Origin of the sequence: Sphingobacterium sp. WOUb80 (assembly GCF_050058145.1) — a bacterium.
In the GTDB taxonomy this organism is placed as follows: Bacteria; Bacteroidota; Bacteroidia; order Sphingobacteriales; family Sphingobacteriaceae; genus Sphingobacterium.
Genome location: NZ_CP165617.1, coordinates 3,921,374 through 3,932,659, shown reverse-complemented (window position 1 = coordinate 3,932,659; position 11,286 = coordinate 3,921,374). Strand labels below are relative to the sequence as shown.

General features: G+C 40.2%; 9 protein-coding genes. 6 read left to right on the top strand and 3 right to left on the bottom strand.

All coding sequences use genetic code 11. From position 1 onward, the window contains the following. Positions 1-99: 99 nt before the first annotated feature. A complete protein-coding gene (locus tag AB1Z56_RS16500; RefSeq protein ID WP_426789682.1) occupies positions 100-1,356 on the bottom strand; it encodes a deoxyribodipyrimidine photo-lyase in 1,257 nt (418 codons plus the stop codon). 482 nt (positions 1,357-1,838) lie between these two features. On the opposite strand from AB1Z56_RS16500, the gene AB1Z56_RS16495 reads away from it, so the two are divergent. From AB1Z56_RS16495 to AB1Z56_RS16485, 3 genes are all read left to right on the top strand, one after another. Next, positions 1,839-2,708, top strand: a complete 870-nt coding sequence (locus tag AB1Z56_RS16495; RefSeq protein WP_309366074.1) for a hypothetical protein — start codon at positions 1,839-1,841, stop codon at positions 2,706-2,708. Positions 2,709-2,794: 86 nt separating this feature from the next. Next, complete coding sequence (locus AB1Z56_RS16490) at positions 2,795-4,633, top strand: UbiD family decarboxylase (protein ID WP_313268494.1); 1,839 nt, start codon at positions 2,795-2,797, stop codon at positions 4,631-4,633. A 76-nt stretch (positions 4,634-4,709) separates the two neighbouring features. After that, the gene (locus AB1Z56_RS16485) at positions 4,710-5,045 is read left to right on the top strand and encodes a HopJ type III effector protein (protein WP_313268497.1); all 336 of its coding nucleotides are present in this window, start codon (positions 4,710-4,712) and stop codon (positions 5,043-5,045) included. Positions 5,046-5,210: 165 nt separating this feature from the next. On the opposite strand, the gene AB1Z56_RS16480 is transcribed toward AB1Z56_RS16485, so the two are convergent. Together AB1Z56_RS16480 and AB1Z56_RS16475 are read right to left on the bottom strand one after the other, a co-directional pair. Next, positions 5,211-5,672 (bottom strand): VOC family protein, encoded by a 462-nt coding sequence (locus tag AB1Z56_RS16480; protein WP_293903651.1) that lies wholly within the window; start codon positions 5,670-5,672, stop codon positions 5,211-5,213. Positions 5,673-5,843: 171 nt separating this feature from the next. Continuing rightward, on the bottom strand, positions 5,844-6,419 hold the full coding sequence (locus AB1Z56_RS16475) for a Crp/Fnr family transcriptional regulator (protein WP_309366070.1): 576 nt from the start codon (positions 6,417-6,419) through the stop codon (positions 5,844-5,846). A gap of 235 nt (positions 6,420-6,654) precedes the next feature. On the opposite strand from AB1Z56_RS16475, the gene asnB reads away from it, so the two are divergent. The 3 genes from asnB to AB1Z56_RS16460 all read left to right on the top strand — a co-directional run bounded on the left by asnB (position 6,655) and on the right by AB1Z56_RS16460 (position 11,201). Beyond that, positions 6,655-8,343, top strand: a complete 1,689-nt coding sequence (gene asnB / locus AB1Z56_RS16470; RefSeq protein WP_426789681.1) for an asparagine synthase B — start codon at positions 6,655-6,657, stop codon at positions 8,341-8,343. A 324-nt stretch (positions 8,344-8,667) separates the two neighbouring features. After that, positions 8,668-10,236, top strand: a complete 1,569-nt coding sequence (locus AB1Z56_RS16465) for a M20/M25/M40 family metallo-hydrolase (RefSeq protein ID WP_426789680.1) — start codon at positions 8,668-8,670, stop codon at positions 10,234-10,236. Continuing rightward, positions 10,236-11,201, top strand: a complete 966-nt coding sequence (locus AB1Z56_RS16460) for a polysaccharide deacetylase family protein (RefSeq protein ID WP_426789679.1) — start codon at positions 10,236-10,238, stop codon at positions 11,199-11,201. The genes AB1Z56_RS16465 and AB1Z56_RS16460 overlap by 1 nt, the downstream gene beginning before the upstream one ends. Positions 11,202-11,286 lie beyond the last annotated feature (85 nt).

Sequence of the window (11,286 nt, the reverse complement as noted above, 5' to 3'; positions counted from 1 at the left end):
AATCTATCCAATTCTTAACATTTTTAGCATGATTTAAAAGAGGCTTCTAGCGTACTACAAATTTATTTTCTATTGGAATTATTTATTTCTGCCGAAGATTTATTTAGCCAATATTTCATCCAGTTTTGGGAGTCCATTTGGAAAATGTGTTTTGATCAATTTTTGCCAGTCCAGTGCTTTATTGTCCTTCTCGCTTGTACCAACTCCGGCGATATGAGACCACTGTCCGTAAACAGTTGCCGGAGAATAGTCCAATAGATGTTCCTCATACCAGGAAGCGCCACGAAGCCAGTTAACCTGATACTCATGAACTAAATAACTTGCTGCGATTAAGCGTGCTTGATAGGGGATATAGCCCGTTTTTTGCAACTGGATCATCACACTGTTGATAAAATCATGTTCCGTATGGCCTGATTTCCACCTTTCAAATAATTCGTCATTTCTATCTAAGCTCGAATGACCTTGTTGTGTACCGTTTTTAGTACCCAGTGGTTTAAAAAATATATTTGGATATTTTTTTAGCATAAACCTAAAATAGTCGCGCCAGAGAAGAATGTCGATTATTTTTTCAAATCGTTTATCCTTTTTACCTTCACCCAGTTTTTTGATGTTATTATACAATAGAATGGGCGATAAAGCACCTGAAGCTATAAAAGGGCCTAGAATTAAAGGGTCCTGCTCTGTTTCCGGATAGGTTGACAATACCGCATGCATAATACTAAGCGCTGTGTCTTCGCCACCGAGAATATAAATATCATCAACAGATTTGATTTCTTCTTCCGAATAGCCTAGATCTTTCAGCGAAGGAATTTTGGTGTCCTCAAGATGCGGCGGGGTAAGGAAATTGGTCGGAAATGGAATAGGTTGCCGAACCAGACTTTCCCGCTCTACTTTTTTCTTGAAAATAGAAAAACCATTGGGTATATCTTTAATCGGGAAAGGAAGGTCTTCCTTGTGGTAAAGGGTGTGGCCTATGAAATGGCGCAGATTTATCTTGCTGCTCCAAAGCTCACTTTCTACTTTTTCTGAAATAGATGTTTCTCGAAGTGCGACTTCGCGATGGTGATAGACTTCGTTGACTTGATATTTTTGCGCAATACGCGGGATGATATCTTCAGGCTTGCCGATATAGGTTAACAAGTCGCTACCATGGCTCTTTAATTTTTCTTTTAAAGCGGTCACGGCTTCGATAACAAAGGCCGCTCGCAAAACACCCGTATTTAAGGTGCCAAATTGATTACGGTCGAAATATCGGGGATCAAAACAGTATACCGGGATGATAAATGAACTTTTTTCAGAAGCTTGATAAAATACCTCATTGTCATGAAGTCTTAAATCATTTCTAAACCAGATCATTGTAGCCCTTTTGTCCATAGAGGTGAAGATAAATACTTTTTAGTGCAGCCTATTTTCAGAAGATTTACAAATATATAAGGATATTGTGTTCTTGAAAGTATTTATGCATGAATTGACAAAAAAAGGACAATGACGGCACCTGTCCAGCTGCTTTGATCTATTTTGGTTAGGAAAAAATAAAAATAGTGTTAAACTTATTCGATGTTTCTCTGTTCTAAAATCAGGGAATTATGATATTTGGGGGTTATTACTATTGCTCTATATACAAACAGGGCAAAATATTAAAAGCGCAAGAAAAACATGGAAAAGATAGCTGCATCACCGATGAAACCATCCTAAGAATTTTGTTCGTTTAAGGGGTTGAGATGATAATAAATAGATACAGAATACGAGGAAGAAATGGTCATGTTGGATCGTTCGTAAGAATAAAAGCGAATCATTGAAGCATGATGGTTTCAATAGCCATAAAATAGAGAATTCGAATGAAAAAGGTTTTAATCAGCGGGCTAAATACCTATCTGGGACGACGGGCATCCTGTTATTTGCAATCGAGAGATTTTGATGTGACGGGATTGGTACGCAACTTATCCCTTTTTAATAAAATAGTAAAGGAAAAGGTGACGGCAAAGCTTTTTGAACTAGACCTGTTACGAAAAGGGGAGGCCTTTGAGAAATTTCAAATCGCCGATCTCAATTTTGGGATCTATTTTACGCAGGTTCCTTCGCTCGATAATGATATTCAGCTTCAGCTTGAATTGCTCGGTCTGCGCAATTTTGTGGAAATCTGTAAACGTGCCGGAAATAACCGTGTCATTTATGTCGCTCGGCTAATGGATGAACATTTTCTGGAACCGGTGCGCAATCTGCTGGAAAATTTACGTGTTCAATATACGATTGTTATTAAAAGCAGCGTAGTAGGGAAAGAAAGTGTTTTAAATCGGATCTTTACTAAACTCGCCAAGCGACAGACGATATTTTATTGGAACTGGGTGGCTTCTCTAAAGTTTCGACCTTTGCCTTTACTCGATGTATACCGCTGGTTAAGGGAAATGCCCTGGGAAAATAACTTTATATCAGAGGTTATTTACCTTGGGGGAAATGAAGAAATGACATTTAGAGGCTTGTTTTATCAGTTTCTGACCTGTACTTCTGAAAGCCAAAAAAGAGAAATAGGTGTCAATAAATTCTTTGCTAAATTATTGCTAACCAGGTTGAATGATATCAATAAAGAAGATATTGACGAGTTTAGAAGAGTGCTTTATTATGAAAAGAATGTTGATAATTCGACTTGGCAGAAGGTTCAGCCGTTTGAATTTACGCCTTTGAAGGCCTATGTCTGCATGGATACTTAGTTTAAGCGGAGGTTTTTTCTTTATGGCCGGTTTAATAAATTATTCTGTTAAATTTGTGGATTAACGTGTTGAAGCAGATTTAAAATATGGGATACAATAGTTTAGAAGCGTGTGTTGCGGATCTTGAAAAACATGGTCATTTAATCCGGATCAAAGAAGAGGTCGATCCTTATCTGGAAATGGCCGCAATCCATATGCGGGTGTTTGATGTTGAAGGCCCGGCACTATATTTTGAAAATATCAAAGGTTCGGAATTTCCGGCTGTATCCAATTTGTTCGGAACACTGGATCGTTCGAAATTTATGTTTCGGGATTCGCTGGATCACCTGAAGAAATTGGTAGATGTGAAGATGAATCCTGCAGCGGTGCTAAAAAACCCTTTTCAATATATCGGTTCATCCATGACAGCTCTAGGAGCGCTACCTTGGAAAAAGAAGTCCGGAGCCCCTATACTTCACGGTAAAACCTCGATCAGTAAACTTCCGCAGATTGTCAACTGGCCAATGGATGGTGGTGCTTTTGTGACGATGCCGCAGGTGTATACAGAAGATGTTACCAAACCAGGTATTATGCAGGCCAACTTGGGCATGTATCGTATCCAGTTATCGGGCAATGATTATGTGAAAGATCAGGAGATTGGGTTGCATTATCAGTTGCATCGTGGGATAGGGATCCATCAAACAAAAGCCAATGCACTCGGTAAACCTTTAAAGGTGAGTATCTTTGTTGGCGGACCACCAGCTCATCCTTTGTCGGCTGTGATGCCTTTGCCCGAAGGACTCTCTGAAATGATTTTTGCAGGAGCATTGGGGAATAGAAGGTTTCGCTATTTTTATGATGACGAAGGATTCTGTATTTCAGCAGATGCTGACTTTGTGATCACCGGAACTGTCTACCCAAACGAAAATAAACCGGAAGGCCCTTTTGGTGACCACATCGGATATTATAGCTTAACCCATCCGTTTCCATTAATGAAAGTCCACAATGTGTACCATAAGAAAAATCCGATTTGGTCTTTTACAGTTGTGGGACGGCCACCGCAGGAAGATACCAGTTTTGGCGCTTTAATCCATGAAATTACGGGAGCAGCAATTCCAAAAGAAATTTCAGGACTTCATGCAGTTAACGCTGTTGATGCGGCAGGTGTGCATCCGCTGCTTTTTGCAATCGGGTCTGAACGGTATACGCCGTATCAGCGTGTCGATCGGCCGCAGGAAATTTTAACGATAGCGAATCAGATACTCGGTAAAAACCAGCTTAGTCTTGCTAAATATTTGTTTATTTCAGCACATGAAGATAATCCGCAATTGGATATCTACGATATTCCAGCATTTTTTGGACATATCCTTGAGCGGATAGACCTGACTCGTGATGTTCATTTTCAGACAAATACAACAATAGATACCTTGGATTATTCTGGCGATGGACTGAATACAGGGTCAAAGGTGGTCTTTGCTGCTGCCGGGACAAAGAAGAGGGCACTGGGGCGTGAATTACCGACTAATTTTGACCTACCACGGCCTTTCAATCAGGCGAAATTTGTTATGCCAGGGGTTGTTGCGATCGATGGGCAGGCGTTCTCTACCTATGAGCATGAATCGAGGGTTATAGCGGAATGGTGTCAGGCTGCGGCAGGCTTTTCCTGGGAAGGTTTCCCATTGATCGTTTTATGTGATGATGCTCATTTTACCGCTGCTACGATCAATAACTTTGTCTGGACAACGTTTACACGAAGTAATCCAGCATTTGATATTTATGGAATAGATAGTTTTACAGCCTTCAAACATTGGGGCTGTGAAGGACCACTTATTATCGATGCCCGAACAAAACCTCACCATGCACCCGCGTTGATTAAAGATGAAGCTGTGGAAAGAAGAGTGGATCAGCTTGGGGCAAAAGGAGGTTCGCTGCACGGAATTATTTAGAACAGATTAATACTGTCAGTTCAGGTTAGGATCTGACCTGGTTAATTTAAATTAGATTTTTATAAAGAACATCATCATGAAAACAGAAGAATTATTGAATAAATCAAAAGAAGGTGAATTGCAGTTTCAGGAAGTATTGGAACATATTGCCGATCAGTACAATTATCGTGCTAGTGCTTTTCAGAATGGAACACTGAAAAATTCGAAGGAAGAAAATCAAGGCAGTGCAAAAGTTTTCTCTTTTGCAAAATTGAATAATCTCTCACAAGAAGAAACTTTAGGCCTGTTTGCTGAGCATTATCAAAATGTGCTTGACAATCCGGCTGGCGAAGGACATCAGAATATACGTCAATTTATGTCTAATGGTTGGGACGCTGTGGTATTTGAGCAGGAAGTACTAACAAAAAAATAAGAAGTCCAGCTGCAAGGTGCTGCGATGGAACAGGATTGTTTCCTTTCAGGGTAGTTTCAAATGAAATTGCGCACAAATAGGGGGAAGTCGTAGAATATAGAAAGGGCGGTAAGACTAATTTACCGCCCATTTTGTGTCAAATATCTTGTTGACTGTTCAGCTAGTTTAAGGCTTACTTTCGCAATCCTGCTCTTTATTTCCACCAAAATAAACCATCCAGCAAATGCCGAATTGATCCTGAAAAGCACTGTATAGTTCGGCAAAAAATGTCTCGCCAAGAGGCATTTCAACTACTTTTGCATTGGTGCTTAATGCGTCATACAATGTTTTTGCCTCTGCTGTGCTTTCACACATCAGCATGACGTAGCTGTTGTTCCCTTGAATATATTGTTGGCCAAAAGCAGGAATGACATCAGCTCCCATCAACATGCTATCTCCATTGATAGAAATTGCTGTATGGCAGATTTTGTTTTTTGCCTCATCTGGAACTGGTGGCATTTGTGGGTCAGCAGGAATATCTCCGTAGCGCATATAGCCCGGATTTTTTGTGTTGAAGACTTTTTCATAAAAGTTGAATGCCTCTTCACAGTTTCCGTTGAAGTTTAAATAAGCGTGTAATTTTGCCATGATTTCTAAATTTTGAATATAATGATTACTTCTTTTTCTCAAATTTTCATTCTCAGTGGGGCCGAGGTAAATTGCCCCGAGGATGCTTTTATAAAATTAAGCTGAAGTTTTCTTAAAAATCTTGCCCTAAGGCAAGATTTCAGACAGTAGTCTTCTATTCATTGAAACAAGCTAATTTCCGTGGACAATTTCTTTGCGAATACGGCTTAGGGAAGTGTCGGTGATACCTAAATAAGATGCAATATGTTTTAAAGGAGCCTGCTGTATCAATATTGGTTTTTCTTTGATCAGCCGCAGGTATCGCGCAGTGGCAGGTTCTGTGATCATGGCAATAGCTCTATTTTTGCTATGGACAAGCTCCTTCGCCATCCAGGAACGTCCCCACTCTCTAAATTCAGGAATCTGATGAAAGAGCTCCTGAAAATCTTCAAATTTTATTTTCCAAAGACGGGTTTCCATGAGCGCCTGAATATTTTCTACGGTGGGGTTGCGCTGGAAAAAAGAAGCTACTTCAATGACGACATCATTGTCGCTGCAGAAGCCGATGGTAACTTCATTGCCTTCATAATCATGTAAAAAAGAGCGTGTAAGCCCGTATTCAATCAAGTAGTAAGCATTTGAAACCTGCCCCTTGGTCAATATAAAATCGCCCTTTTTGACGGTTATGACCTCATGTTTCTCTTTGATGGCAGTTAATTCCTGTGGCGTGAGCGAAAGCTCACTATAGAAGGTTCTAATTAGATCCATGTCCTGGTTATTTGATTATGAAGTTAATTTAACGATAAATCAGCAGATCATTTGTTAATCTATTGTGTGATTATTGTAAACAAATAAGTGTTTCATTGATAATTTTGTTTGTTTTGAAAGCTATTTTTAATAAAAACACAATAAAAATTAAAAATCATTATGAATTTAATTTTTAATTGTTTTACTTTGTGTCAATAACATAATGTAAAAACGAAATATTTAAAATTTTCATAATATGTGTGGAATTATTGGCGCTTTTGAATTAAAGCAACCTGCAAGCTCATTGAGATCTCAAGTATTAGAAATGTCAAAACGTATTCGTCACCGCGGTCCTGATTGGTCGGGCATATTTACGGGTGATAAAGCTTTATTGGCACACGAGAGATTAGCTATCGTTGATCCCAAATCGGGAAGTCAGCCTTTGTACAGTCCGGATGGTAAAGTTGTACTAGCAGTTAATGGCGAGATTTATAACCACCATGAATTAAGAAATAGCCTTCCTGATTATGAGTTCTCTACACAAAGTGACTCTGAAGTTGTTTTGGCTCTATATTTAGCAAAAGGTCCCTCGTTTGTGGACGAATTAAATGGAATTTTTGGATTTGCACTATATGATTCGCGTGATGATTCCTTTTTTGTTGCACGTGACCATATGGGCATTATCCCCTTATATTATGGTGAAGATGAACAGGGGCAGTTGTTTGTTGCATCTGAATTAAAATCATTGGAAGGTTTCTGTACGACGATTGAGCAATTTCCTCCGGGGCATTACTTGTATAGCAAAACTGGGAAAGTTCCGCAGCGCTGGTACCAACGTGATTGGGAAAGTTACGATGTCGTAAAAGACAACGAGACCGATATCGCTGTTTTGCGTAAAGCTTTGGAAGATGCGGTACATCGTCAATTAATGTCAGATGTACCTTATGGTGTATTGCTGTCTGGAGGATTGGATTCATCCGTTATTGCTGCTGTAACGAAGAAGTTTGCCTCCAAACGGATTGAAAGTGACGATCAGGAAGAAGCATGGTATCCCCAGTTGCATTCCTTTGCGGTGGGGCTGAAGGGTGCGCCGGATTTAATTGCCGCACAGAAAGCTGCAGACCATATCGGAACGATACATCATGAAATTAACTTTACTATCCAAGAGGGATTGGACGCTATTCGTGATGTGATCTATCACCTGGAAACTTATGACGTCACAACGGTGCGTGCTTCTACACCGATGTATTTATTAGCTCGTGTAATCAAATCAATGGGCATCAAAATGGTGTTGTCGGGTGAAGGTTCAGACGAGCTTTTTGGCGGGTATCTTTATTTTCACAAAGCACCTAATGCACAGGAATTTCATGAAGAAACGGTACGTAAGCTGAAAAAGCTATACCTTTATGATTGTCTGCGGGCAAATAAATCACTTGCAGCTTGGGGGGTAGAAGGACGTGTGCCTTTCTTGGATAAAGAATTTATGGATATTGCTATGCGTATCAACCCTTCGGATAAAATGATCCGTGACGGAAGAATGGAAAAATGGGTGGTACGTAAAGCTTTTGAGGACTATCTACCGGAAAGTATTGCATGGCGCCAGAAAGAACAATTTTCTGACGGTGTGGGGTACAGCTGGATCGATACGCTGAAAGAGCAGGCAGAAAGCAAAGTGTCCGACGGGGAGTTTGCTGAGGCCGCTACACGATTCCCGATCAACACGCCGAAAAATAAAGAAGAGTTTTTATATCGGACGATTTTTGAATCGCATTTCCCTTCAGCAGCGGCGGCGCAAACTGTTCCTTCTGTAAAATCTGTTGCATGCAGTACGCCAGAAGCATTGGCTTGGGATGCTTCTTTCCAGAATCTGAATGATCCTTCTGGTAGAGCTGTGGCCTCAGTTCACCAAGAGAGTTATGAAAAATCCAAAGTAGAAGCGGTGTAAATAATCAACCATCACATTTATATTTAGTAAATCCCAGGAAGATTCTTTCTGGGATTTTTTATATTTTTTCTTTAAGCTTTTTAGCTAAATAGGGATAGCTAGTTTGAGGAGATTGAAAATGAATGCGTTTTTTTAAATATTCTTTAGTAATTTTCGGAAAAACCAATCACAAGGAACTTTAGATTTCTAAATTAACTATAGGTGGTCAAAGCAGCTTCTTTTTCCGAGTCTTCTTTTTGGCGATGAATTGAAAGCACGAAGAAGTAGATCACGTTTGTGGTGTTAGCTTGTTAACGGATAATTATAAAATAAATAATGATATACATGAAGATAGATTCAATGAACCAGCGTAAGATGAAATCTTTGGGACTTGCATTGCTATTGTTGGGTACGGGGAGTGTTTTCGCTCAAAATAAAGAAGCAATAGTCACGTCGATTGTTCAAGAAGCAAATGCAAATTCACAATTGGAGAAGTATGCGTTTGAGCTTGTCGATATGATTGGCCCTCGTCTTGTCGGAAGTCCACAAATGCAACAGGCGCACGATTGGGTTGTCAAAAATTATAATGCGCTTGGAGCACAGGCTCGTAATGAGCCTTATGGTGAATGGCGTTCCTGGGAACGGGGAACTTCTCAAGTGACGATGACCTATCCGAGAATAAAGTCTTTAGAAGGTACGCAGTTGGCTTTTAGTCCTATGACGAAGGAAAAAGGGATCGAGGCAGAAGTGGTCGCTATGCCCTTGTTTAGCTCCCAATCCGATTTTCAGTCTTGGCTTAAGACAATTAAAGGCAAGATTGTATTGATTGGAATGAATCCATTGTCGGGAAGGTCAGATGCCAATTGGAAAGAGTCTGCGTCAGTTAAAGGTTATGAAAAATATCAATCTTTAAAAAATGATCAGCTAAAAAAATGGGCGGGTAGTATGTCCTATACGGGAAGCACTCGCCGGACACTGCCTTTGGCGCTGGAAAATGCAGGGGCAGTTGGCGTAATTGATTCGTATTGGACCGAATTACCGGGTATTACGCGGATTTTTGATGCGAAGTCTAAACAGATTCCGGTATTTAATGTCGGGTTGGAAGATTATGGTCTGTTATACCGCATGGCAGAACATGGGGTCAAACCTCGGGTATCGCTACAGGGGAATTCAAAAGAGCTTGGGACATCAAAAACATACAATAGTATTGCAGAGGTCAAAGGAAAGGAAAAACCGGACGAATATGTTGTGCTTTCGGCACATCTAGATTCTTGGGACGGAGCTTCTGGTGCTACAGATAATGCGACGGGGGTAATTACAATGATGGAGGCGGTCCGTATTTTAAAAAAGGTTTATCCCGAAAATAAAAGAACGATTTTGGTAGGAAACTGGGGAAGTGAAGAGCAGGGGCTGAACGGTTCTTCTGCATTTGTCGAAGATCATCCCGAGATAGCTAAAAATATACAGGTGGTATGGAATCAGGATAACGGGACAGGGCGAATTGTTCGTATCGGGGGAAGTGGTTTTGAAAAATCCTACGAATACATTAGTCGGTGGCTACAATATTTGCCTGAAGAGTTTCGCAATGAAATTCAAACCAGCTTTCCGGGTATGCCGGGGACGGGAGGGAGTGATCACTCTTCTTTCGTTCAAAAAGGAATTCCAGCCTTTGGGCTCTCTTCCACTTCTTGGGATTATGGTAAAGTGACCTGGCATACCAATCGAGATACCTACGATAAGATTGTCTTTGATGAGGTGAAACAAAACGCCATTATTGTAGCGATTTTAACCTACCTAGCCTGCGAAGAACCAACTTTGGTCTCCCGGGAAAAGATCACATTGTCAATCGATAAAGATGGCAAGCAGATGGTCTGGCCAACAAATCTACAGTCAAAAAGAACAAGTGGTAACTGATGATGAAACAGCTCATTTTTGTTTGTCTATTTTTGGTATGCGCCCTATTCTCTTATGGGCAGGCTTCATTTGGCAATTTGGAAAACTACAGAACTGAGTGGTTAATCCTTCGTGAAAATAATACTTCCTTGGTGGGGATCCGTAGTTTCACAACAAATGCTGTTAAATATTACCTAACGGTAGACCCTACTACATTGCAAACGCGTGTAGTTGGAGATCGATCAGTAAGCGTTCTTTATAAAGATGTGGCTCAGGTTACGAAAAGTCTAAGTGGTTCGGTCTATGAAAGCTGTTTCTCCTTGGTCAGAAAAACGGAAAATAACTTACAGGATGCGGGCCTGAATTTTAGACTCCCTAAAGAGGCTGGTATCAATTTGACGATTGATTTATGTCCTTCACATAAACCTTTGGACAAAGCTATTTTTGAGGATCTTCTTGTTGCGTTTAAGGGCATTGATAGCACCCTGCCATTGGCCGTTTCTGTTTCGGGTAAATGGATGCTAAATCATGCTGCAGATCTGGAATGGCTAAAATCATTGGAAACAAAAGGTGTAAAGATTACCTGGATTAATCATACGTACGACCATGTTTTTAATAATAATCCTTTAACGTCCAATTTTTTGCTTTCTAAAAATACGGATCTAAATTATGAGGTATTGGAGAATGAAAAATTGATGTTAAAAAATGGTCTTATGCCTTCGGTATTTTTTCGTTGCCCGGGCCTCGTTTCAGATCGAAATATTATTGAACGGCTGTTGTCTTATGGTCTTATTGCTGTTGGTTCGGATGCCTGGTTGGCTAAAGGACAGCAGGCCAAGAATGGAAGTATTGTCCTGATTCATGGTAATGGGAATGAAGAATTAGGCGTCCAGGATTTTATCCAATTGCTTCGGACAGAATCTCAGGCTATAAAAACAAAACATTGGACATTGTATAGTTTATCTGCGGGCTTGGATGAGCATTAGCCATTGAACAGCTTATTTCTTGTAATATGAGGTGAAATGCAAAAAGGCCAATCGGTTGACTGGCCTTTTTGCTGGATTAAAATTT